Source organism: Pantoea sp. X-Soil-YNGN-844 (assembly GCF_059730595.1).
Genome location: NZ_AP036008.1, coordinates 406,017 through 429,804, shown reverse-complemented (window position 1 = coordinate 429,804; position 23,788 = coordinate 406,017). Strand labels below are relative to the sequence as shown.

25 protein-coding genes and 1 riboswitch are annotated in these 23,788 nt (G+C 56.0%); of the genes, 14 read left to right on the top strand and 11 right to left on the bottom strand.

What is annotated here, in order from left to right; genetic code table 11:
- Nucleotides 1-6 precede the first annotated feature (6 nt).
- The 5 genes from AC6I8C_RS20820 (at nt 7) to AC6I8C_RS20800 (ending at nt 3,580) form a co-directional block, all read left to right on the top strand.
- Nucleotides 7-321 carry an ArsR/SmtB family transcription factor gene (locus tag AC6I8C_RS20820; RefSeq protein WP_497823679.1) on the top strand — a complete coding sequence of 105 codons (315 nt, stop codon included), beginning with the start codon at nt 7-9 and terminating at the stop codon, nt 319-321.
- A 146-nt stretch (nt 322-467) separates the two neighbouring features.
- Nucleotides 468-587, top strand: a riboswitch (TPP riboswitch).
- 131 nt (nt 588-718) lie between these two features.
- Nucleotides 719-1,663: an FAD-dependent oxidoreductase gene (locus AC6I8C_RS20815; protein ID WP_497823678.1), complete on the top strand. Its 945-nt coding sequence runs from the start codon at nt 719-721 to the stop codon at nt 1,661-1,663.
- Complete coding sequence (gene thiS, locus AC6I8C_RS20810; protein ID WP_497823677.1) at nt 1,647-1,844, top strand: sulfur carrier protein ThiS; 198 nt, start codon at nt 1,647-1,649, stop codon at nt 1,842-1,844. The genes AC6I8C_RS20815 and thiS overlap by 17 nt, the downstream gene beginning before the upstream one ends.
- Nucleotides 1,845-1,846: 2 nt before the next feature.
- Entirely contained in the window at nt 1,847-2,602 is a 756-nt protein-coding gene (locus AC6I8C_RS20805; RefSeq protein WP_497823676.1) for a thiazole synthase, read from the top strand.
- Nucleotides 2,603-2,611: 9 nt separating this feature from the next.
- On the top strand, nt 2,612-3,580 hold the full coding sequence (locus AC6I8C_RS20800; RefSeq protein WP_497823675.1) for a ThiF family adenylyltransferase: 969 nt from the start codon (nt 2,612-2,614) through the stop codon (nt 3,578-3,580).
- A gap of 9 nt (nt 3,581-3,589) precedes the next feature.
- On the opposite strand, the gene AC6I8C_RS20795 is transcribed toward AC6I8C_RS20800, so the two are convergent.
- Nucleotides 3,590-4,003, bottom strand: coding sequence for an ASCH domain-containing protein (locus tag AC6I8C_RS20795; protein ID WP_497823674.1), 414 nt, complete (start codon nt 4,001-4,003; stop codon nt 3,590-3,592).
- A gap of 223 nt (nt 4,004-4,226) precedes the next feature.
- Entirely contained in the window at nt 4,227-4,769 is a 543-nt protein-coding gene (locus AC6I8C_RS20790; RefSeq protein WP_497823673.1) for a DsbA family protein, read from the bottom strand.
- A gap of 317 nt (nt 4,770-5,086) precedes the next feature.
- Here AC6I8C_RS20790 and AC6I8C_RS20785 point away from each other — a divergent pair, with 317 nt between their 5' ends.
- The 6 genes from AC6I8C_RS20785 (at nt 5,087) to AC6I8C_RS20760 (ending at nt 11,572) form a co-directional block, all read left to right on the top strand.
- On the top strand, nt 5,087-5,356 hold the full coding sequence (locus AC6I8C_RS20785; protein ID WP_150015387.1) for a hypothetical protein: 270 nt from the start codon (nt 5,087-5,089) through the stop codon (nt 5,354-5,356).
- A gap of 464 nt (nt 5,357-5,820) precedes the next feature.
- Nucleotides 5,821-6,411, top strand: a complete 591-nt coding sequence (locus AC6I8C_RS20780; protein WP_497823672.1) for a fimbrial protein — start codon at nt 5,821-5,823, stop codon at nt 6,409-6,411.
- A gap of 54 nt (nt 6,412-6,465) precedes the next feature.
- Nucleotides 6,466-7,134 carry a fimbrial biogenesis chaperone gene (locus AC6I8C_RS20775; RefSeq protein ID WP_497823671.1) on the top strand — a complete coding sequence of 223 codons (669 nt, stop codon included), beginning with the start codon at nt 6,466-6,468 and terminating at the stop codon, nt 7,132-7,134.
- A gap of 123 nt (nt 7,135-7,257) precedes the next feature.
- The gene (locus AC6I8C_RS20770; protein WP_497823670.1) at nt 7,258-9,708 is read left to right on the top strand and encodes a fimbria/pilus outer membrane usher protein; all 2,451 of its coding nucleotides are present in this window, start codon (nt 7,258-7,260) and stop codon (nt 9,706-9,708) included.
- 16 nt (nt 9,709-9,724) lie between these two features.
- Complete coding sequence (locus AC6I8C_RS20765; protein ID WP_497823669.1) at nt 9,725-10,834, top strand: fimbrial protein; 1,110 nt, start codon at nt 9,725-9,727, stop codon at nt 10,832-10,834.
- Between the two features lie 210 nt (nt 10,835-11,044).
- The gene (locus AC6I8C_RS20760) at nt 11,045-11,572 is read left to right on the top strand and encodes a sterol desaturase family protein (protein ID WP_013196143.1); all 528 of its coding nucleotides are present in this window, start codon (nt 11,045-11,047) and stop codon (nt 11,570-11,572) included.
- On the opposite strand, the gene crtB is transcribed toward AC6I8C_RS20760, so the two are convergent.
- From crtB to AC6I8C_RS20730, 6 genes are all read right to left on the bottom strand, one after another.
- The gene (crtB, locus tag AC6I8C_RS20755) at nt 11,511-12,440 is read right to left on the bottom strand and encodes a 15-cis-phytoene synthase CrtB (protein WP_497823668.1); all 930 of its coding nucleotides are present in this window, start codon (nt 12,438-12,440) and stop codon (nt 11,511-11,513) included. The two genes, AC6I8C_RS20760 and crtB, sit on opposite strands and share 62 nt — an antisense overlap.
- The gene (locus AC6I8C_RS20750; protein ID WP_497823667.1) at nt 12,437-13,915 is read right to left on the bottom strand and encodes a phytoene desaturase; all 1,479 of its coding nucleotides are present in this window, start codon (nt 13,913-13,915) and stop codon (nt 12,437-12,439) included. Before AC6I8C_RS20750 ends, crtB begins: the two co-directional genes overlap by 4 nt.
- Nucleotides 13,912-15,072: a lycopene beta-cyclase CrtY gene (crtY, locus tag AC6I8C_RS20745; RefSeq protein ID WP_497823666.1), complete on the bottom strand. Its 1,161-nt coding sequence runs from the start codon at nt 15,070-15,072 to the stop codon at nt 13,912-13,914. Before crtY ends, AC6I8C_RS20750 begins: the two co-directional genes overlap by 4 nt.
- Nucleotides 15,059-16,354, bottom strand: a complete 1,296-nt coding sequence (locus AC6I8C_RS20740; protein WP_497823665.1) for a glycosyltransferase — start codon at nt 16,352-16,354, stop codon at nt 15,059-15,061. The genes crtY and AC6I8C_RS20740 overlap by 14 nt, the downstream gene beginning before the upstream one ends.
- Nucleotides 16,355-16,363: 9 nt before the next feature.
- Nucleotides 16,364-17,272, bottom strand: coding sequence for a polyprenyl synthetase family protein (locus tag AC6I8C_RS20735; RefSeq protein WP_497823766.1), 909 nt, complete (start codon nt 17,270-17,272; stop codon nt 16,364-16,366).
- A gap of 219 nt (nt 17,273-17,491) precedes the next feature.
- Nucleotides 17,492-18,022 carry a YtfJ family protein gene (locus tag AC6I8C_RS20730; protein ID WP_497823765.1) on the bottom strand — a complete coding sequence of 177 codons (531 nt, stop codon included), beginning with the start codon at nt 18,020-18,022 and terminating at the stop codon, nt 17,492-17,494.
- 171 nt (nt 18,023-18,193) lie between these two features.
- On the opposite strand from AC6I8C_RS20730, the gene AC6I8C_RS20725 reads away from it, so the two are divergent.
- Nucleotides 18,194-18,421, top strand: a complete 228-nt coding sequence (locus AC6I8C_RS20725) for a hypothetical protein (protein WP_033735577.1) — start codon at nt 18,194-18,196, stop codon at nt 18,419-18,421.
- A gap of 42 nt (nt 18,422-18,463) precedes the next feature.
- Here the strand turns inward: AC6I8C_RS20725 and AC6I8C_RS20720 are convergent, their stop codons facing one another.
- From AC6I8C_RS20720 to AC6I8C_RS20710, 3 genes are all read right to left on the bottom strand, one after another.
- Nucleotides 18,464-19,141 (bottom strand): pirin family protein, encoded by a 678-nt coding sequence (locus tag AC6I8C_RS20720; protein WP_497823664.1) that lies wholly within the window; start codon nt 19,139-19,141, stop codon nt 18,464-18,466.
- A 126-nt stretch (nt 19,142-19,267) separates the two neighbouring features.
- Nucleotides 19,268-20,998, bottom strand: a complete 1,731-nt coding sequence (locus AC6I8C_RS20715; protein WP_497823663.1) for a DUF2534 family protein — start codon at nt 20,996-20,998, stop codon at nt 19,268-19,270.
- Between the two features lie 45 nt (nt 20,999-21,043).
- Nucleotides 21,044-21,466 carry a DUF2946 domain-containing protein gene (locus AC6I8C_RS20710; protein WP_497823662.1) on the bottom strand — a complete coding sequence of 141 codons (423 nt, stop codon included), beginning with the start codon at nt 21,464-21,466 and terminating at the stop codon, nt 21,044-21,046.
- A gap of 218 nt (nt 21,467-21,684) precedes the next feature.
- Here AC6I8C_RS20710 and AC6I8C_RS20705 point away from each other — a divergent pair, with 218 nt between their 5' ends.
- On the top strand, nt 21,685-22,623 hold the full coding sequence (locus tag AC6I8C_RS20705; protein WP_497823661.1) for a D-2-hydroxyacid dehydrogenase: 939 nt from the start codon (nt 21,685-21,687) through the stop codon (nt 22,621-22,623).
- 215 nt (nt 22,624-22,838) lie between these two features.
- Entirely contained in the window at nt 22,839-23,780 is a 942-nt protein-coding gene (locus AC6I8C_RS20700; protein WP_497823660.1) for an Rpn family recombination-promoting nuclease/putative transposase, read from the top strand.
- The last annotated feature ends 8 nt before the right edge of the window (nt 23,781-23,788 follow it).

The window sequence follows — 23,788 nt, the reverse complement described above, 5'->3', positions numbered from 1 at the left end:
GGCGGCATGTCCCCCGAAAATGCCCTGAAGTTACTGTCCAACCCAACCCGGGTGGCAGTGCTGAAGTGGCTTAAAAATCCTGACGAAGCGTTTGCGGGCTATTCTCAGCTCTATCCCTTCGCTCAGTATGGCGTCTGTGCCACCCTCATCCAGGACAAGGCGGGCTTATCACAGCCCGCTACTTCGTTATGTATGAAAGCTCTGCACAATGCGGGACTGGTTGAAGCCAGTAAAGTCGGGAAGTGGACCTATTATCGCCGCGCTGAACCACGTATTCGTGAAATAACCGACGTGGTGACACAATCGCTGCAGGCGCTTTAGGGCGCCTGCCGTTTCAGCACTTCTCTGTTATCTCATCTGCGAATGCTGAGTCTTTGCACTTACAGTGAACGCCTGCACCTATCCCCCGGATTTCTGACTTGTCTTCACGCACGCGGCTTGACGAAGCTGCCCGCTTAACTTACAACTAAAGCCGTCAGGGGAGTCTCGCCAGAGAGACTGAGAGGCTAATAGCGCAGTGCGCGGCTTAGCGACCCTTAGAACCTGACCCAGTTGATACTGGCGTAGGAAGACGGGTATCGCATCCGATACTTGCCGCAGGCGCGTGTTCGCGACGTCTTTGCCTATTCCCTCTGTATCACGGGTCTTCGTTAACCGATAACGAGGCCAAAGTGAAACATCTCATTCTTAATCACTCTCTTCCTCTCCGGTGGACACCATGAGCCGCTGGTCGGTGCTCGGCAGCGGCGTTGCCGGGCTGTGTGTCGCCACGCTACTGCTGGAACGGGGAGAAGCCGTTGAAGTCATTACGCAGCCTGACTGTCGTGCCGCCTCGCACTGGGCGGGGGGCATGCTTGCGCCCTGGTGCGAAGCAGAAAGCGCGCCGCCCCAGGTCATCGAATGGGGCCAGCACGCTGCCGGATGGTGGGCGAAACGCGTCGACGGCGTGGAGAAGCAGGGCACGCTGGTGGTTGCGCCGCCGCGTGATAGCCGCGAACTGACGCGCTTCGCCAGCATGACGCAGCAGCATCAGTGGGTCGCGCCCGGTGACATCGAACCGGCGCTGGAAAATCGCTTTGCGCGTGGCCTGTTCTTTGCTGCAGAGACGCATCTTGATCCGCGCCGCGCACTGCAGCAACTGCGCATCACACTGCAGGAGGCTGGCGTACCCATTCACAGCGGCAAACCCGGCGGCAAAATCATCGACTGCCGCGGCATCCACGCTCTTGATCAGCAGCCCGCTCTGCGCGCCGTTCGGGGCGAAATGCTGATCCTGCACACGCATGACGTTCAGCTCTCCCGTCCGGTCCGTCTGCTGCATCCGCGCTTTCCCTGCTATCTGGTGCCGCGTGCCGGAGGCCACTTCATGCTCGGAGCCACCATGGTCGAAAGTCACGACAGCAGCCCGATCAGCGCCAGGGCGATGATGGAGTTGCTGAGCGCGGCTTACAGTCTGCATCCGGCGCTGGCTGAAGCGCGCATTGTGGAGAGCGGCACCGGTCTGCGTCCCGCCTACCGACAGAACCTGCCGGAAGTCCGCTATGAAAATGGCCGTTTCTCACTCAATGGGCTTTACCGCCACGGCTTTTTGCTGGCGCCGATCATGGCTGAAAAACTCATGCTGCAACTCACACAGGAGATGACTCATGCGAGTTCAACTTAATGGTCGCACGATTGAAACCGATGCTGGCACGCTGGCAGAGCTTATGGCGGAGCAGCAGATCGACCCGCGCACCGTCGCCACCGCACTGAATGGTGAGTTTGTGCCGCGCAGCCGTTATGCCAGCCAGCAGCTTGAAGCGGGCAGCCAGCTGGAAATCCTGTCACCGATGCAGGGAGGTTAACCATGTTCTATCAATTCATTCCGCAATCCCGTTTTCTGCTTGGCACCGCCGGATATCCGTCACCCGACATTCTGCATCAGGCGATCGACGCATCAGGTGCGGAGATTATTACCGTCAGCCTGCGTCGTGAAGGCAGTGAAGGCGGTGCCTTTCGCACGCTGCTGCAACAGCTCAACAAACGCATTCTGCCGAATACCGCGGGCTGCCATACGGTGAAAGAGGCAGTGACGACGGCGCAGATGGCGCGTGAACTGTTCGATACGCCGTGGATCAAGCTGGAAGTCATTGGTCATGCCGACACGCTGCAGCCCGATCCCTTTGCGCTGGTTGAAGCCGCCCGGATCCTCTGCGCTGACGGCTTCCAGGTTTTTCCCTACACCACCGAAGATCTGATTGTCGGCGAGAAGCTGCTGGAAGCGGGTTGTGAAGTGCTGATGCCCTGGGGCGCGCCAATTGGTTCCGGCCAGGGGCTGCGCAACATCGAAGGGCTGCGCGCCATGCGTGCGTGGTTTAAAGATGTGCCGCTGATTATTGATGCGGGCATCGGTGCGCCAGGCCAGGCGTCGCAGGCGATGGAGATGGGTTTTGATGGCGTGCTGCTTAACACGGCGGTGGCAAAAGCGCGCGATCCGGTGCGCATGGCCGGGGCATTTGCGGCCGCGATTCACGGCGGGCACGAGGCGTTTCATGCGGGATTGATGGAGCAGCGCGACATGGCGTCTGCCTCTACGCCCATTTTCGGTCTGGCAGAGTTTTAAGGAGCGGCAATGGAGCGTTATCAGCGACAGACTATGTTGCCGGAGATTGGCGCAGCGGGACAGCAGTGGCTGAGCGGGGCACGTGTGCTGGTAGTGGGCGCGGGCGGCCTTAGCGCGACGCTGCTGCCGTTACTGGCAGGCGCGGGCGTCGGGTTTATTCGTCTTTACGATGGCGATCGGGTCGAGCTGCATAACCTCCACCGGCAGACGTTGTTTAATGTCGACGATGTGGGTCAGCCGAAAGCAATCTGCGCGCAGCGCGCGCTGGCGCAGCGAAATCCTGACTGCCATGTCGAGGCGCATTCATACCCGCTCAGTGCCAGTCAGCTGCCGCAGGCCCTGGAGGGAATCGATCTGGTGGTAGATGCGGCGGATAACTTCGCCATCACCTATCAACTCTCCGACGCCTGCTCTCCACGTGGTCTGCCGCTGATCTGCGCCTCGGTGCTGGGTCGTAAAGGTTACGTCGGTGGATTCTGCGGCGGTGCGCCCGGTTATCGTGCGCTGTTTCCTCAGCTGCCGATGGCTTCGGGTAACTGCAACACGGCTGGCGTGATGGGGCCTGCGGTGGCGACGCTGGGCGCGATGCAGGCGCAGATGGTGCTGAGCGTGTTACTGAAACTGACGCCGTCGCCGCTCGGCTGCATGATCCACTGCGACTTTGTGGACTGGCACGTCAGGCAATTCCGCTTTGATGACGCGCCTGAATCCGACGCGCCGGGTATCCCGTTTATCGATAAGCCGATGCTCAGTGAGGACGATTGCATTGTGGAACTGCGCAGTCCCGAAGAAGCGCCGGTCAGTGTGGCCGAACGGGTGCTACGCATTCTGCCGCCGCAGATAGCGTCCTGGCAGCCGCCGTCCGATCGGCGCGTGGTGCTGGTGTGTGCCAGTGGCATGCGTGCAGCTCAGGCGGCAGAGAACCTTGCCGCACGGGGGATCACGCGGATGGCGCTGATGGCGGCAAACACGCTGTAGCCTGCCGGTCTATACAACCTCGACCAGCTGGAACGTCTCGAAAATCAGCTCCATTTCCTTATGGAAATAGCCTTCACGTTCAAAGTAGCGCTGATGCTCCTGCCGCCAGTGGTCGAGGCTGAGATCGCCTTCACCCTCCAGCATCGCCATCTCTGGCGTGACGCGGTCAAAACGCGTCAGGAACAGTCCGGTGGTGCGGATCACGCAGACGGGCCGTTTTTCGCCGTTCAGAACAATGGTGTAGCCGCCCGGCTGTGGCAGGACTTCCTGATCCTGCCAGCTCTGCAACGAACCGCAGCTTGCAACTTTCTTTCCGGCAATAATCAGCGTCGCCAGCTCGCTGGCTAATTCCGGGGAATCACCGAATGCATCTGTGAAGGCACCCGGATATTTGTCCTGCAGTTGTTCCAGCGTCATCGACATCCGAAAATCCTTAATAAAATAAGCGTCTGACCGGCATAAATGCAGGTCAGCGTCGCCGTTAAGATGATGGTGCAGCGGTGTAAATGCTGCTGATAGCGCTACAGCTTACCCGGCCTGCTCATGGGAAAACAGGCTTAATTTTCAGGAAATTGGGTTTGCGTGCGTGCGGGATTGCAGAGGAGAGATAGAGTCTGGCGCGGCCAGCTACGGCCGCGCACAAAAACTAACGCATCAGAAAGCTCGCCCAGTGTTCAATGTCGTCACCGCTGCTGATGTCAGGTTGCACCAGACCGTTCACCATAAAGGTGGGTGAAACATGGATACCATTCTGGCGGGCATATTTGCAGTGCCATTTAATCGCATTCTGCAGATCGGGCTGATCAAATGCGGCGCTGGCATCCACGCCGCTGTACTCTTTCAGGCGGGCCAGAATCTGGTTCGGCGTCGCATCGCGATTCGGGCCGGAACAGTGATCGGTAAACTCAAACTCTTCGCGATGATCGGCGACGGCCTGCATCACCGTCTTCGCCGCCTCTTTACTGTCGCTGGCGGCGGCAAGGATATAACGCACAATCACGCCGGAGTAGAGGTGCCACGGCTGTGATTGCAGGCGAATCTTCAGGGTCATCTTCTCTTCACCCACGTGCGCCAGTAACGCGTCGAATTTATTGAACGCGCGTACCGAAAAAGGGCAGGTGGGTTCCAGAAAGATTTCAAAGATTGCGGGACCGTGGCCCCAGATCAGGACATCAGCATGCTGACTCATCAAAAACTCCTTAAGGGTAAACGGAACGGGAAGTGTCATTACCCTGGCAAATCCGCATCACATCAGCCAGTTGAGAATCAGCCGTAATTGTTACAAAAAACAGCAGTCAGCAGCTGAGACGCGCGTAACAGGCGACAGCCAGAGCCATTAATCGTTAGAATTATCGGCTTTGGCATTCTCAACTGCTGGCCCTGCAACGTCGCTTGCGAGCAGCTATAGTTAGCTGCAGAATTAGCTCGCCCGAATGAGAACGCCAGTTCTGTTAACTGCATGCTAATCGTCTGCCTGGGGCCGATAAGCGTTAGAAGAGGTTAATTTTGCATACCGATCTTACCTGGAAAATTCTCCATCGCGTCATTAACAAGACAATCTCTGACATGCTGGATGATCAGCAGAGTATTGACGTGTTATCACTGCGTGCCCGGCTGCATGAGCTGGCTGAAAAAGAGGAGGATGAGGTCATGGTGCTCTGTTACTGGCAGGCGAGTAAAATTCTGCTTCGACTTCCCACCACCGTAACAGCCAGTCAGTTGATGGTTGCCGCACGTCACGCTTTTCGCACGCCGATGGATCATGATCGGCTTTGAGTTTTCAAGACCGGCGACGGGCGAGCCAGACATTCATCTCAGGTTAGTTTTGGAGCAGGGATCTGAGCCTCGTAATGATCGTGGCGGGCTACTATTCAGGACGTCCATCCATGACTTTATTGTGATTAATCTTTAAGTATATTCTCATTCTGGAATCTGTATTTTTTCAATGTAAATAGAATGCGCTACAGAAGTGAATATAATATCTGATGAGTGCAGTAAAAAGTTCAGTTAATACTTTTCTTAAATTGTCACAGTTTGATCCAGAACAATAAAAGGGGTCGTTATATTTCCTGTAGGGACAATGAAATCGTCTGTTTATCTTTTATATAGTTATGCGTCATTAATATGCTGGCAACATAATAAACACCGGGTTGTTATGTTGGCGCATTGTATAAATGCATATCTATCCATCAGGTGGCTGATTCCAGTCACTTTGCATGTATTGAAAAGAGACAGGTTTGATGAATATCAGAAAACGTATTCTGCCAGTGGCACTGGCTGGCCTTATGATTTCCGGATCGGCATTAGCAGCAGCAACAGATGGCCCCTCACCGATGAATACAAATCCGGGAGCGTCAGCCGGCACTCAGGGTGCAGGTGGCGAAGTGAAATTTACCGGTGAAATTACCGATGTTTCCTGTGACGTTTCTACTGCCAGTAAAAGCCAGACCGTTGATTTAGGTAAGTGGGCGAAATCCTATTTCGAGAGCCGCAGCGAAACCACGGAAACACCATTCACTATTTCTGTTAAGGATTGCCCTTCATCGGTTAATACCGTAGCTGTGCTGTTCGATGGTGATAAAGATACCGGTGACAATACGCTGCTGAAAGTAGCCGACGGTGGCGCAACCGGCGTGGGCATCAAACTTTACGAAGCTGACCGCAGCACGCCAATTGCTATCGGTGCCATCTCTAAACCGGTCAGCCTCGTAGAGAACACAAAAGGCGGCTCTGCTGATCTCAATTTCTTTGCCGATTATAAAAGTGATGGTGCTGAAATTGCAGTCGGTCCTGCCAACTCAGTTTCAAATTTTGTGATGGTTTATAACTGATTAAAAGCAGGGGCAACCCTGCTTCCCTCTCAAATACCAACGGCGTAAATGACTATGTTAAAGGTAATAAGACTTATTTCGCTTTTCTCTGCGTGTATACTGAGCATGGCTGCTCATGCAGGTGTTGTGATGGGAGGGACACGTGTTATTTTTTCGGAAGGAAAAAAGGAGGCAACGCTATCGGTCACTAATCAGGATAAAAATATTCCCTACCTGATTGAATCCTGGATCGAGAATTATCATTCAGACAACCCGGCTCGGGTGCCTTTTATTGTTACGCCACCGCTGTTCCGTCTCGATGCGGGAAAAGAGAATCTGCTAAGAATAAATTATCTGGGAATGCCGCTGCCGAAAGATCGTGAATCCGTGTTCTGGCTGAATGTTAAATCTATTTCGCCTGCGCCACGCGATAAAAGTAATCAGCTGCAGGTTAATATCAAATCGAAATTTAAGCTTTTTTACCGGCCTAAAGGCCTGGCGGGAAATCCGGCTGACGCCTGGCAACAACTCTCGTTTCGCCATGAAGGCAGGCAGCTTATTGCGCATAACCCAACCCCTTACTTTGTCTCTTTTTATTCGCTCAGCGTTAATCATCACACAATTCAGGACCCAGGCATGATTGGCCCGGGTGAGGATCGTCAGTGGACCGTCGCCGATTCCGGCGCAGTGACCTGGTCTGCGATTAACGATTACGGCGGCATCACCGAACAACGTACGCGCTAACTGTTTTTTTGATTTGAATCCGGGGCACTAACAGTGAAAGTCACTCCACAGGCTGAGACAGGCAAGAAAAGGCACGCGAAATCGTTTTATGCCTCTCCCTGGCTTGCAGGCGTTCCGGGTCTGATGCTGCTCATGTTCTGCCCGCTGCGTGGTGCCCGCGCGGATGACTACTTTAATCCTGCGGCGCTGGAATTTTCATCCGATCAGCATAACGCCGCCGATCTTCACTATTTCGCCCGTGAAGGCGGCCAGCAACCGGGTACCTATCATGTCACGCTGTTGCTCAACAACCGGGTGATTGATAGCCGCGATGTGACTTTTGTGCAGGGCAGAAACGGGCTGGTTCCGCAACTGACGGTTGCAGAGCTTTCCGCAATGGGCGTCAACGTTGATGGCTTTTCCGCCTTCAGCCGCTTAAAGAACGGTGAGACCATTGACGAGTTGAGTGAATTCATACCCGATGCTGCGGCCGACTTTGATTTTGCACACCAGCAGTTAAACCTCTCGATTCCACAGATCGCACTGCTGGTGAAAGATCGCGATTATGTCGATCCTGCGAGCTGGGATGAGGGCGTATCGGCTGCTTTTGTAAACTATAACCTCACTGGAAGCAGCAGTCGTAATGAGAGCGACCGGTGGAATTCAACGCTGCTCAGCCTGCGCAGCGGAGCCAATTTTGGCGCATGGCGACTGCGTAACACGGCCACCTGGCGCTACGATCTGGTCAGCCACTGGCAATCCCAGACCACCTATCTGGAGCGGGATCTTAAGACACTGAAAAGCCAGTTCAGGGTAGGGGATACCTACACCTCCGGCGATGTTTTTGACAGCGTGCAGTTTCGCGGTGCACAGATTATGTCTGATGACACCATGCTTCCTGAGAGCCAGCGCGGCTTTGCCCCGGTGATCCACGGCATCGCCCACAGCAACGCACGGGTAACGGTGAGTCAGCATGGCTACGTGATTTATGAAACCGTGGTCGCACCGGGTGCATTTGAAATCAAAGATCTCTATCCCACTGCGCAGAGCGGTGACCTCGACATCACTATCCATGAAAGCGATGGGTCGGTGCGTACCTTCACCCAGCCTTATTCTGCGGTGCCCTTTATGCTGCGTGAGGGGCATCTGAAGTACAGCGTCAGCGGCGGTCGTTATCATTACTCAGGCAGTAACAATCTGCGTTCGCCTGAGTTTGTGCAATCCACGCTGTTTTACGGACTGCCGCATGACTTTACCGCCTTTGGTGGTGTTCAGATGGCGCAGAATTATCACGCTGTAGCGATCGGTCTGGGTAAAAGTCTGGGCGATTTTGGTTCGCTGGGAACCGATGTGACGGTAGCCAAAACCCGCTTACCGGAGGGTCAGAGTAGCAGTGGTCAGTCAGTCCGCGCACAGTATCAGAAAAATTTCGCCTCGACGAATACCACCTTCAGCATGGCAAGCTATCGCTACTCCTCCAGCGGCTTCTATGCCTTCAGCGAAGCCAACGCGATGACCAGCCCGGCAAGCTACGTGGCTAACAAGCGCAGTCGCTCGGAGATTTCGATCTCGCAGGGGATGGGTGATTATGGCAGCCTTAGCGCTTCTGCCTATGTGCAGCGCTACTGGCGATCAAATAGTGAAGATCGCACCCTGCATCTGGGCTTTTACAGCAATTACAAAGCCATTTCCTGGGGCGTCGCCTGGTTTTACACCGACTCGACCAGCGCCCGAAAGGCTGACCGCGCTGTCTCTTTTAATGTCTCCATTCCCTTCAGCGCGCTGCTGCCAGACAGCTCCGTCAGCTACAGCATGAATGCCAGCAACGATGGGGATGTCTCGCAGCAGGTCAGCCTGTCGGGCAGCGCGTTGCAGGACAATAACCTGCACTACAACCTGCAGCAGGGCCACGACAGCCAGGGACAGAATGTGAACAGCAACGGCTCGCTGGATTATCGCGGCAGTCGCGGCAGCGTCAGTGCCGGAGTCAGTCACGATCGGCACAGCACGCAGTTTAACTATGGTCTGTCGGGCGGCATCGTCGCGCATGCACACGGCATTACGCTGAGCCAGCCGCTGGGCGATACCTTCGCGATCGTTCGTGTGCCGGATACGGCCGATGTGGGCATTCAGAGCAGCAGCAATGTGGTCACCGATAGTCGCGGCTATGCGATTGTGCCTTCTCTTTCGCCTTACCATGAAAACGCTATCGAACTGGCAACTGACACGCTGCCTGACAACGTTGATGTGGAACTGGATGGGCAAACGGCCATCCCGACCCGCGGAGCGATTGTGATGGCAGACTATGCCACCCATGTGGGTAACCGGGTGCTGTTCACGCTAACCTGGCAGGATGCCTTCCCGCCATTTGGCGCGGCAGGTCAGATTGCCCGCGACGCTGAGGGTAAAGAGGGCAGCACGAGCGGTATCGTCGCTGAAAAAGGCGAACTTTATCTGAATGGTGTACCCGCTCAGGGTGTTATCGAGGTGAAATGGCAGGAAGAGGGGGTGGAGAAAAGCTGCCGCGCGCCGTTCCGCCTGCCTGCCGTCAGCGGCACCAATCCGGTCAGACTGGTCTCTGCGGTTTGCCAGTAATTCACAGGAATGTAAGATGAAATCAGTTCTGCGTTTAGCGAAAGGGATGATGATGATTATCCCGACATTATGTGCTTTACCTGCACTGGGGCAGGAGTCCTGTCAGGGCGTCAGCCAGGTGGTGGTTCAGGTGCATAACGTCAATTATGTGCCGGGCGCGGCTGATGGCACCCCCATTTCAGCACAGATGCCGCTGCAGAGTGCCAATGCCTTTACCTGTAATAAAAACAGCGGCGAGCAGGGCTATAACTACAAAGATATGGGATTTGAGATTAATGCTGAAGAGTCCGGCTTGCAAACCAATATTGTGGGCGGACACAATACGCCGATATACCGTGTTCCAGGCATTGAGAGCATCGGATTCGCTATTGGTTTCAAAGAGCCGTCTTATTGCGGCGGCGGTTTCGCTGATACCACCGGTAAGGGCAAAACCAGCTCGATTTGTAACTCCCAGACCAGCCCGCAGTTCAATTCCGCCCACGACATTACGCTTCAGTCCTATGTCGTGTTCTATAAAATCCCGGGGCAGCGTTCACCGCTGAATCCTGGCAATCAGCCAGCGAGCGTTGGTGAAGTAAACATAGGCAATGCCAGCATGAAGGTGGGCGACAGTGCCGCCAGCAGCCAGCCGATCAATGACAAGCCGCAGATTTTCCTCTCCAGCTTTACCGTGCAGTATGGCAGCTGTGCTGTTGTCACTTCCCAGTCCGCCATTAATGTGGATATGGGAAAAGTGAGTAAGGCGGAGTTCACTGGCATCGGCAGCCGGGCAGGAAGCGAAAAAGGCTTTCAGATTCAGGTGATGTGTGAGCACAGCGCAGCCGTCAAAGTCGGCTTCTTTGGGATGGCTACATCAGGCGATAAAGATGCCATCAGCCTGACGCCGCAGAGCAACTCAGCGTCCGGCGTGGGCATTGCTCTGACTTATGGGCCGGGTCTGCAGGTTCCGGAAGGTCAGCGCGTGCCGCTGAATGTCTCGACCGACCAACTACCGGTGCTGACGACAGTCTCTTCTCCCAATCAGGCGGCGTCGATGGCGTTTAACGCGCAATATATTCAGACTGACGAGCAGGTGATGGCGGGAAAAGCGGACGGCACGGTGACGTTCAATCTCGTTTATAATTAACAGGCACAGGCTGTGCATCACCGGCTAATGTCGCGTGATGCTGGCTGCATGTCTCTTCTACCCTGCACATTTCCCCTGCTTAGCATCGCTATCCGGCGCGTCTCCTGCAGCAATCGTTAAAACCCGGCAACCCCGGCCCACGGTTTCCCCTAATCTCTGTTAAAATTACCCCTCTGCGCCACTTTGCAGGATGCATGTTCGGGAGAAGCTATGTTGTGGATTTGGAATGCCCTGATTGTTCTGGTCACCGTTATCGGCATGGAGATAACGGCTGCGCTGGCGCACAAATACATCATGCATGGCTGGGGTTGGGGCTGGCATCTGTCACATCATGAACCACATAAGGGCTGGTTCGAGGTTAACGACCTCTATGCGGTGGTGTTCGCGGGCCTGTCGATTTTACTTATTTATCTGGGCAGCACGGGCATCTGGCCGTTGCAGTGGATCGGCGCAGGGATGACGCTCTATGGCCTGCTCTATTTTATCGTCCATGACGGTCTGGTCCATCAGCGCTGGCCATTCCGCTATGTGCCACGCCGGGGTTATCTGCGCCGGCTTTATATGGCACACCGCCTGCATCATGCCGTACGCGGCAAAGAGGACTGTGTTTCGTTTGGTTTTCTCTACGCGCCGCCGCTGTCAAAACTGCAGGCGACGCTCAGGGAACGTCACGGCGTTAAACGGGGCGCTGCCAGAGATAAGCCGGGCGCGGAGCAGGACGCGCCATCCGGGAAGTAACCGCCTGACCGGATGCCGCCACCAGCATGACCAGTTTCTCTGGCGTGCTGGTGGACTGACGTTGATCCCACGCCTGTGCACCCGCCTCAACCACTTTCATCCCAATCTTACGATAGACCTGTTTTGCTGTTGCAATGGCCCACGCTGAACGCAGCGGTAAACCGGGTAACCCAGCCGATGCCGATCGATAATAGGGCTCTGCCGTCTCCACCAGCCGGCGGGCAACGCGGCTGAGTGCCTGACGATTGCGCGGGTCGGCCAGCGTCTCCCGCGTCAGTCCCTCTTCAGCCAGCCACTCTGCGGGCAGATAACAGCGTCCCGTTTCAGCATCTTCAACGATATCGCGGGCAATATTGGTCAGCTGAAACGCCAGACCGAGATCGCAGGCGCGATCCAGCGTCGCATTGTCGCGCACGCCCATAATCTGCGCCATCATCAGGCCCACCACGCCCGCCACGTGATAGCAATAGCGCAGAGTATCATCCAGCGTCTGATAGCGGGTCTCATGGACATCCATCGCAAAGCCTGCCAGATGATCAAAAGCGTAAGCCGGCAGAATATCGTGCGCCATCGCGACCTCCTGAAAGGCGGCAAAGGCAGGCTCATGCATCTGCGATCCGGCGTAGGCCTGGCGGGTTTTCATCTCCAGCTGCGCCAGGCGCTGTTCGGCGGATTGCAGTGACGGCGTATCGTTGCTGAATCCCAGCACCTGATCGTCAATCACATCATCACAGTGACGACACCACGAGTAGAGCATCAGCACACTGCGTCGGGTTTTGGCATCAAACAGTTTTGATGCCGTGGCAAAGCTTTTCGAACCCACTTCCATGGTTTCAACAGCATGATCGAGCAGTGACGGACTATTCAAGCCAGATCCTCCAGCATCAATCCTGCGGTGGCTTTGGCCGAACCAATCACCCCTGGAATGCCCGCGCCAGGATGGGTGCCCGCGCCGACCAGATAGAGATTATTAATATTTTTATCGCGGTTGTGGGGCCGGAACCAGGCGCTTTGCGTCAGAATCGGCTCGACCGAAAACGCCGAGCCCTGATACGCATTCAGTTCATCGCGGAAATCAAACGGCGTGAACATGCGGTGCGTCACCAGCTGACTGCGCAGGCCCGGCATGTAGTGCTGTTCCAGATAGTCGAAGATGCGATCGCGCAGGCGTGGTCCTTCCACGGCCCAGTCGATATCGGCGGTGCCGAGGTGCGGCACCGGTGCCAGCACGTAATAACTGCCGCAGCCTTCGGGTGCCAGTGACGGATCGGTCACGCAGGGCGCGTGAAGGTAAAGCGAGAAGTCCTCTGCCAGGGCATCTTTGTTAAAGATCTCATCAATCAGTTCACGGTAGCGCGGGCCAAAGCAGACCGTGTGATGCGCGAGCTGATCGTGATGATGATTAAGGCCAAAATAGAGCACAAACAGCGAGTTGCTCATGCGCTTGTTCTGCAGGGATTTTCCCCTGGCCACTGCGGCCGGATGCTGACTCAGCAGTTCGCGGTAGGTATGAACCACGTCCGCATTAGAGGCCACCGCGCGGGTCGGGAATACCCGGCCATCTTTCAGGTGCACAGCGGTGATTTTATTTTCCTGCGTCTCCAGCCGGGCAACGCTGGCATTCAGCTCCACTTCGCCGCCCAGATCTTCAAACAGCTTCACCATGCCCTGTACCAAAGCGCCCGTACCGCCACGCGGGAACCAGACGCCCCATTCACGTTCCAGCGCATGAATCAGGGTATAGATTGACGAGGTGGCAAACGGGTTTCCGCCTACCAGCAGCGAATGGAAGGAAAATGCCTGACGCAGATGCTCATCTTCAATATAGCTCGCCACTTTGCTATAGACGCTGCGCCACGCCTGCAGTTTAGCCAGCTGAGGCGCGGCACGCAGCATGTCGCGGAACGACAGAAACGGCACGGTCCCAAGCTTCAGATAACCTTCCGCAAACACCGCTCGGGAATAGGCCAGAAAGCGACGATAGCCTTCAACGTCGCGCGGATTAAATGCGCTGATCTGCGCCTCCAGCGCGGGCTGATCGTTGTCATAACTGAATACCCTGCCGGACTCCCAGCAGAGGCGATAAAAAGGCTTCACCGGCAGGAGTTCGACATAGTCAGAGAGCTTTTTGCCTGCGAGGGTGAACAGCTCTTCAATAGCGCTGGGATCGGTAATCACCGTGGGGCCGGCATCAAAGGTAAAGCCCTGATCTTCGAAGACATAAGCGCGGCCGCCAGGCTTGTCACGCTGCTCCAGCAGTCGCGTAGGGATCCCTGACGCCTGAAGGCGAATGGCCAGCGCCAGACCACCAAAGCCTGCACCAATTACTGTCGTTCTGTTCATTGCATCGCCTGTTGACGGTGAGGAGTCATAATAGCCTGTAGCGCAGCCAGTACGGGAACCGGCGGCTTGCCGCTTAAGATGCGCAGCCGATCAGACACAGTGAGTTTTCCCGCATAAAAACGGGCAATCAGACCTTCGGGAAGGCCGTAAAAACGTTGCATAACCTGCCAGCGCTGGTCAGCCGGACCCGCCAGAAACAGCATCCGGTTCAGCATGCGGAAGAAGCGCTGCTGCTGCCAGGTGTGACCGGCAAACTGCTCAATGGTGGCGTGCAGGGTCTCTGAGGTGAACGACTGCATCTGCGCCAGCCGGTCAGCCAGTGCGACCGCCAGCGGCAGCGAGTAGCCGGTGGTAGGATGGAATAACCCGGCACGCAGACCGCTGCAGGGCAGATCGCGTGTCTGCCAGAAGGCCTCCACGTCGCCAGTCAGCGTAATCGGCAACGCACCCTGTTCTTCACGCAATAGCTGCTTTAATTGCCAGCCCTGCTGAGCGGCATAGTCACGGATATTCTGACGGGCACGATCGCCTTCCAGCGTGGCGTTATCAATATAGTGGGTATCTTCAATCAGCAGCGTATCCGCCGAAAAGGGCAGGCTGTAGACAAAGCGATAGCCTGACTGCTGATCCACGGTCGCGTCCATGATGATCGGCGCGGTCAGGCCGTGGGGCGCACTGAGCTGCCACTCCTGACCCACAAACGCCTGGAAGCCCATGCGCAGCGCACCATCGGGCTGATAGCCGCGTCCATCGATCACTGCGTCAGTTTCCAGTACCCGGCCATCCTCCAGCGTGACCGAGCGTGAAGCAATGCTCGCCACGCGAGTGTTCAGCAGCAGATCCGGCGCAAACCGGTCGCGAATGACCTCCGCGAAGCGCTCAGCGGTGACACAAAAATAGCCGCTGTTAAGGGAACGGTTTCGTTGCGGAAAGCGCACCTCATAACCGGGCCAGTGGTGAACCACCAGCGGAGCAATCCAGTGATGCTGCGTGTCAGTGAGATCGTCCGCATGAAACGACCAGGTATGATGCGCGCCAGGCTCACTTTCTGCATCAATCAGCAGAATGCGCAGTGAAGGGCGCTGCTGGCGTAAACGCAGGGCGATTAAGCCATTAGCCAGCCCTGCGCCCACCAGAATCAGATCATACCGCGGCATAATCTCTCCTGGTGATGACCGGTTTGCGGGTCTGCATCGCCTGCTCGACGATATCCGCCGCCAACGTTGTGCCGCCCGCCTGACAGAGCGCAGTGCGCAGCGTTTTCATCTGCTGGCCGTAGCTTTCATCAGCCAGCAGGGTCTGAAGCTGACGGGCCATCGCGTGGCTGGTGGTGAAGCGTGAAGCGCGACGTCCGATACCGTGCCAGACCACTCTGGCCGCGACGCCTGGCTGATCAAAGGCCAGCGGAATCACCAGCAATGGCGTCAGATGGTTAACGGCATCCAGCACGGTATTCATGCCGCCGTGGGTAATCGCCAGATCGGCCTGCGCCAGTGCAGCAGCCTGATCGGCAAAATCGACCACCTGAACATGGCTGAACTGCGCCAGTTTTTCCGCCTGAAACGGTGACAGGCGACCGCAGTGCGCCAGCAGCAACTGCGCGTCGATCTCGTGACACGCGCGAACGATGGTTTTAAACAGGCCGTACCGATGTCCCTGCAGCGTGCCAAGTGAAGCAAAAATGCGCGGTCTGTCGCCGTGCGGAAAGTAGCGTGGCTGCGACGCGGCAGGCGCTGTTACCGCTGCACGCAGCGGACCGACCGAATGAAAATGGTCGGGCAGCGCCTGGCGGGGAAAATCAAGTTCCGGCATCAGCTGGCTGATCTGCGCCAGGGGTGAAAAGCAGTGATGCAGCTTTTCCCGTGGTGTTAATCCCATCGCATGGGCGTTACGGGCGATAACGCGATCGTGACGGCGCATCAGCCAGTCATAAATCTTTTCACTGGCGCGATAGCGTTCGCGTGCCTGATCGGTGTTTGCATAGTCAAACGGCATCACGGCCAGCGGAAAATCGGGTTCACGGTTAAGTGGCAGCGCACAGGCCACAGAGACGTAGGGCAGGTTCAGAGACTCTGCTGCCAATGCACCGGATGGCTCCATCTGATCGACGATCACGCCATCAATCGCCAGCGTCTTCAGCACCACCGGCAGTTCACGGCAGAGCATCTCTGTACTGCGGGCCATCTCATTGATTAACTTAAGCATCGACGGGCCAAGAGGATGCGCCGCCAGCTGCAGGGTGTGCGCCAGACTGCCTGCCGGATGCGAGGCGAGACCCAGCGGGAAAAAGCCGATCCGGCTGTCAGTCAGTAGTGCGCTGACATCCGTCTGCTGGAGAAAGGTAATCTGGTGTCCGCGTGCGATTAAGGCCTGGCTCAGATGCGTAAGCGCCTGCACATGGCTATAGAAGGGCGGTGCAATGACCGCGAAGTGACTCATGCAGCATCCTTAACTGACGGCAGCGAGTTTTTTCTCAAACCAGGCCTGAACAAAATGATGAGTGGCATAACCGTCCTGGCAGGCCGAAAGCAGATGCTCGCTGGCACAGCGCAGGTGATCGCGCAGTCGCGTTTCAACCGCCTGTGGCCCCAGCAGATTGACCAGCGTCGATTTCCCGTCATCCTGATGGGCATCTTTGCCGGTATCCGCCATGCCGTCGGTGAGATCGTCCAGCAGCTGAAAGGCCTGACCGAGATTAAGCGAGAAGCGGTGCAGCTGTTCACGCGCCTCTTTTGGGGTTTCCGCCACAATAGAGGCCATCTGCATCGAGGCGCAGAACAGGGTGCTGGTTTTGTAATGATTGGTCATCAGAATCGCGTCGGCACTGCGTGGCTTATCGCCTTCTGAAAGATCCTTGAACTGACCCTGAACCAGACCCTGCATGCCGACCGCGTGGGATAGCTCCGCGACCGCATCGGCTCTGGCGGCCGCCGTTAAGCCTTCAGCCATTGCAACCACGCCAAACGCCTTACTCAGCAGCGCCACTGCGGCCAGAATCGCGACATGTTCACCATACTGGCAGTGAATGGTTGGTCGTCCGCGACGCAGCTGTGCATCATCCATGCAGGGCATGTCATCCAGAATCAGGGAGGCGGCGTGCACCATCTCAACCGCGCAGGCGAGATCCAGCAGCCCGGCAGGGGTGGCGCTACAGCCGAGATCGCGCGCGGCCAGCAGCAGCAGCAGCGGGCGAATACGCTTTCCCGGTGCCAGCGCACCCTCGCGCATTGCCGCACCGACTAAATCACGTTCACTCTCAACCGGTAAAAGCTTATCAAGCCGTTGCTCAATGTCGTTCAACAGGCTGGCTGCATCACTGTGGCTGAAATTGACGTGTTGTTCTGCACAGACCGTCATCATGGCTGTCCTTATCTACAGAGGAAGTCACAGCAGGTCGAAATGATTCGATGCCATCTTCAATAATCGTCCCCGACTGCCACAGCATAGTTGGCAGGTTTTCAAAGAACGGCGGGTAAATCCATTACAACTAAGCGTAGCTTACAGCGATAAAAATGTCGGCGAATTCAGCAGCATTCCGCGTTTTGACGTGCCATCCTGACCACTATATTGCCTGAATCAGCCCAGCAATGCGCGCAGCTGTTTCATCACGCTGGCGACATCCTCATCTGATAATGCGCCATCTTTAGCGAAGCGCACAATCCCTTCCGGATCAATCACCACGACGGACGCGCTTTCCGGCTGAAGATGCCAGCTATGGGCAGTGACGCCACTGCTGTCGATAATAAATTGCTGCCAGGGTGCCGCTTTTTTGCTGGAGGCGATGCTGCGCACCACAAAAATGGCACTGCCGGGCAGGGCATCGTCGGTATTGACGATGGTGGTAGTCTGGAAGCGGTCGCGCGGCAGTTGGGCCTGCTGAATGGCTTTGATTAGGGGCTCACTCTGATCTTTCGCGGATAGCCGGCCTGCCACATGAATCACCAGACGCACTTTTCCGGTCAGTGTCTGACTATTCCAGCGCTGATAATTTATATCGCCCTTATTGAGGAGCATTTCCCCTTTATCGGCAACATAGACGGGCGGGACTGGCTGGCCTGTGGTCAGCGTGTGAGCCGTGGCAAAACCGGAAAACAGCAGGGCAATCATCAATCCATAATGGCGCACGGGTTCCTCACTTCTTTTCGTTTTACGGCAGGCGAGGCGAGCTATCTCATCAGCAGGCAGAAGATTAGTACCACATCTATGTTTCAGATCAATAAAAGCAGTAAAGATTTGGGCTGAAAATGCAGGGAATATTTTGTTAACAGGAGGTAGAAAATGAGTACAGCACTGATGACCTTGCCCGAGTTTGCCCGCTACATTGGCATCGCTACACCGACGCTGGCACGTGCCTTTTGCTGCCGTGGATCGCTTGCGGGTGTGCCGCTGCCGCAGGCGCTGGATGATGCACCGCTGACACAGCGCCACTGGCTGCGCGACGATGTACGTCAGTTTGATCATGCCTATAAGCGGGTACAGGCGATGCAGCAACGCCATACGCTTTAATCTGTGTGGAACAAAAAAGCGCGGGAAACGTCCCGCGCTATGTTATGCAACCTTGTCTGCCCTGACCAGGAAGCAGACCAGATTGGCATCCCTGTCGCCCGTGATCTCCATGCTGCTATCCAGCCCGCTCACCGCATCGCCACGACTGAGTCGCTGATCGCCAATGCGAATAATCCCTTCCAGCACGGTCAGATAAGCCACAAAGCCCGCCATCGAGGGCACGTCCACCGTCTGATTACGCTCCAGCAGCGTATCGTAGATATAGACTTCCTGGCGCAGTTCCAGCGGGGCGTCAGACTCTTCCGGCCCGGCCAGTTCGGTCCAGCCGTTAGTCATGATGCCCTGATCGCGCTCCAGCACCTGAGTCATCGCTTCACCGCCCGGCTGCGAAGGCCGGATAACGGCCTGCAACAGTTCCGCTTCATACAGCGGCACTGACTCTTCGTACTGAACACCCTCACCGGCATTCACCACCATCACCTTCTTCGCAGAAAGCTGGGTACGCTCGCCGTTGCTGTCCTGATGCTGCATTGAACCGCGCCACAGGTAGGTGAACACTTCTTCATCCTGATGCTGCTGCATCGGGATCCGGGCATCCAGTTTCAGCGACATCAGGTCAACCGTGAGCAACGGGCTAAGCGCCTCGCCAGGTCGCTGACGACGAACGGTAAAAGGACCGTACTCAAAGAGTTGTTCAGGATTAGCTCGCACAATGTTCATGATTTGTTCTCAGATAAAGGAAGGCATAACAACGATCATAGACCTCAGGCGCAGAATGAGAAGCCGGATGATTTGCCCGGCTTCGTCAGTTATTTTGACTAAATAAACACGCGGGGCGCCATCGGCTTATTTGCCCTGTTCGTCGCTCTCACCCAGGAAGAAATACCAGAGTGGGATCGACAACAGCCCGGTAAAGACCGTGGAGTAGAGCAGGATCATCATCGCCTGGGTGATATACATGGTCAGTGACCAGTGGCTGAATGGGATCTGATACTGGTCAATCACGCCGCCAATCATCGCATTCGCCATCACTGAAATCACAATCAGCGCCAGCACCGTGACGCTGCGGAGAAAATAGCGCATCTCTTTGCGCTTTCCGGCGAAGCGTGACTGGACGATAGCCAGCGGCGACTGCTTATCTGGCGCAATTTCTTCCCGGATGACCGACGCACGCTGCGCGCTGCGCCAGCGCTGAATATCCAGCAGGATCAGCACAACCAGGCTGATGCCCATAACAGGCAGCGCATAACCCAGCGCCAGAATCACTATCAGGCTGGTGCCCTGTGCATAGCGCGGCAGTGCAAGCCAGGCGGACAACAGCGTCTGCGAGGGGCTGAGCTGGGGAACCGCCGGACGGCGAATCCACCACATGCGGTAGCCCAGCACAATCATCGCACAGAGTCCAAATCCGAACAGGGCCAGAATCAGCTGGTTAGGCAGACCAAACAGTACACCCATATGCGCATCCACGCCCCAGCGGGTCAGTTTTGCCACCAGCGGGAAGCTGGCGAACTCAACGCGGTCGACCACGCTGAAATCAGCCGGATTGATGGAAACCGCATCGACCTGGCTTGGCCAGCTGCGATCAATCTCCGAAACTGTCCAGGCCTGTTCTGCGTTCATAGGCTGACGCAGCTCCAGTTTCGCGGCGTGCAGTCCGGCCTGACGTGCTGCTGCCAGTGCCTCATCCCAGCTGGCATTAGGTTGATTAGGAACCACTGGCGCGGCGGTTCTGGCTGGCATGGTCATGCCGGACATCGTCATGCCGATCATCGCACCGCGATGATCGGCATGCGGATCGGCGGCTTCGACGGGCGCGTCACCGTTCAGTGCGGTATTAACCTGCGGCGTTTTCCAGCCAAAGTCGCTGCGCATCTTTTCAATGTTGTTGCCTGCCCACTGTGACCAGGTCAGTCCGGTTACCGAAAAGAAGACCAGCCCGATAGCCAGCAGCAGGCCCAGCGTAACGTGCCAGTGACGCGTTGCCGCAAAACCGCTGCGCACTTTTCTGCGGGTGCGCTGTGGCCGGGTGCCGGACCATAAAACGATCCCGCCCAGCGCGGCGACCCACAGCCAGGAGGCTGCCAGTTCGCTGTAGTTACGGCCAAAATCGCCTAGCAGCAGGCCGCGATGCAGCTGATCCAGCCACATGCGCAGCGGTAGCACACCGCTGGTGCCATAGACCGTCATATCGCCTTTCACCTGCAGGGTGTAGGGATCGATAAACAGCGATCGCGATTCCGATGGGCCAAGCTGAGGCTCAGCAAACTGTACGCGGGTTGTATCCTGCGGACCCGGCGCGGGACGCACGGCATAGATACGTGCTGACTCACCCGCTCGCGCACGTGCGGCAGCAATCTGGGCTGACAATGGCTGCGCCTGGCCCTGTGCATCGCTGGTCAGGGCATCTTGGTAGATCGCCTGTTCCAGCTGCGGCGTCAGAACGTAGAGCGTGCCGGTAAGAGCGGCGACAAAAATAAACGGCGCGATAAACAGGCCGATGTAAAAATGCAGGCGGCGAAAAAGATTAAACAGCGTGCCGCGCGGTGCAGGGATAATTTCCTGAGAAGAGGACATAGCATTCCACACTTTTCAAAAGACAAAGGCGACTGGGTGACGTTGTCACACAATCGAATCAGAAAGCAGTGAGTGTGACGCGAAAGCAGGTGGCGCTCGTGGTCGGTGGAGACGCAACATCCATCGCCACGGGGGCGGATTAATCGCAGAGGGCGGCGGGGCGCGGGTGATCACGCTCATCCACCAGATGAACGGGATAAACACCCAGAGCATCAGCGGTACATGCACCAGTAAATCGCAGTAGCCACAGGCCAAACCAGGATCCATCATCATCCCATGGTCCGCCATCGACATCATCTCGCTATGATGATGCATCATCGGCATCTCTGCGCTCATGGCAGATGCACGTTGCATCGTTTCGTGATGCTCAGCCAGATTTTTTGAAATCATCGGGGCAACAAACAACAGCAGCACGGCCAGTATCGCAATACCGGCAGTGAGTCGATGTCTGAGTGAAGATTTGTGCATGATTTCAACGGGCGTAAGGGGTGAAAATTACGGGCGGCAGTGTAACGCGAAGGGGATAAAAGGGTTAAATAAAGTGGCATCTGTTCCGAAAAAATTCGCACTCTTTGAACATATTCACTTTAATTCCAGCATCATTTAACTTAGATGTTACTCGTTAAATACATACAAATAACATTGATGAGTGGGTTGCATTAAACCAAACCCAAAAAGGATTGAAGATGAAAATTGTAATGCTGGATGGTGACACGCTGCCTGTCTCTCTGCCGATCGGGCAACAACAGGCTGACTGGAAGATTCGCGCACAGACACCTGTCAGTGACATTGTCTCTGCGCTTTCGGGCGCGACGGTTGCGATTACCAATAAGGTGCCGTTGCGTGCCGATACCCTGGCGCAGCTTCCCGAACTGCGCTTTATCTGTGTTGCGGCGACAGGTTATGACTGTATTGACCTCAACGCGTGCCGTGACCGCGGCATCGTGGTCAGTAATGTGCCCGGCTACTCTACCCAGAGCGTGTCTGAGGCGGTGATCGCCGCCATTTTCGCCCTGCGTCGTCAGATAATGGCCTATGCCGTTAATACCCGCATCGACTGGCCGCAGGCGCAGCACTTCTGTCTGCATCGTCAGCCGATAGGGGATATTGGCGGCGCCACGCTGGGTATCGCGGGTAGAGGTGATATCGGGCAGGCGGCCGGCAGGCTGGCCCAGGCGCTGGGAATGCAGGTGCAGTACGCGGAGCGCAAAGGCAGCGACAGCGTGCGTGAGGGCTATGTCAGCTTTGAGCAGATGCTGGCCACCAGCGATATTATTTCGCTGCACTGCCCGTTGAGTGACAGCACCCGTCAGATGATTGACCGTGAGGCGCTGGCGAAAATGAAACCGCATGCGCTGCTGATTAATACCGCGCGCGGTGGACTGATTAACGAGGCCGATCTTGCTGAGGCATTAAAGCAGGGGCTGATTGGCGGCGCGGCGCTGGATGTCCTGAGCAGCGAACCACCTTCTGCAGATAACCCGCTACTGGCAGATTTGCCCAATCTGCTGCTGACGCCGCACATTGCCTGGGCGAGCCGCAGCGGTGTAGAAAATCTGGTAACTGGCGTGATGGCCAATATCGCGGCCTTTATTCAGGGTGAGCCGATTAATGTGGTGAGCTAAGCTGGGCGGAATGGCTTTTTATGGCCCGCCATTCATTGATATTCAGAGCAACCTCGTAGAATTCAGGAAAAGCGTTTTACGGGGTTCAATCATCAGAGTATTCATTTCGTTATTTCCATCCGTACTTTAAACATTCGTGCGCTACAGGATTTAGCGCCATTTACTGGCTGAATCAGCCGTTGTCAGCGCTTCAGGAACAGAAAGGATTCTGGTCAGTGAAAAAAAACAACAGCACGCCCACGCCTCATGATGCAACATTCCGGCAATTTCTGACTCAGCCGGATATTGCCCGGGATTTCATGGCGCTGCACCTGCCGCCAGAACTGCGCGAATGCTGCGATCTCAGCACATTGAAGCTGGAGTCGGGGTCGTTTGTCGAGGATGACCTTCGGCAGTACTTCAGCGATGTGCTTTACAGTCTTAAAACTGCCGCCGGCAATGGATATATACATGTACTCATTGAGCACCAGTCATCACCTGACAAACATATGGCATTTCGGCTGATGCGCTATGCAGTGGCTGCCATGCAGCGCCATCTTGACGCTGGGCATAAGAGATTGCCGCTGGTGATACCCATACTGTTTTACGTGGGCAAACGCACTCCCTATCCTTATTCGACCCGGTGGCTGGATGAGTTCGACGACCCGTTGCTGGCGGACAGGCTTTACAGCCACAGTTTTCCGCTGGTCGATGTCACGACGATTCCTGACGATGAGATCATGCAACACCGCAGCATGGCGGCACTGACCCTGTTGCAGAAACATATCCGACAGCGTGATCTGGCAGAACTGATGGACAGGCTGGTATCCATTTTGATGGCAGGCGATCACTCTTCATCGCAGGTGATATCACTGGTAAACTACATTGTGCAGGCGGGCGAAGTATCAGACGCTAAAACCTTTGTACAGGAGCTGGCACAGCGTGTGCCCCAACACGAGAACGCACTTATGACTATCGCACAACAGCTTGAGCAGATAGGGCTTGAGAAAGGCATTGCACAAGGTCGCATAGAAGGCAAAGAGATCGGGCTTCAACAAGGAAGGAAAAGCATGCAACTCAGAATTGCCCGTACCATGCTAAAGAGTGGGATGGATTGCAATACCGTCATGCAGATGACTGGTCTTACAGAAGATGAGCTGCCACAGATTACGCGCTAAGAATTTTT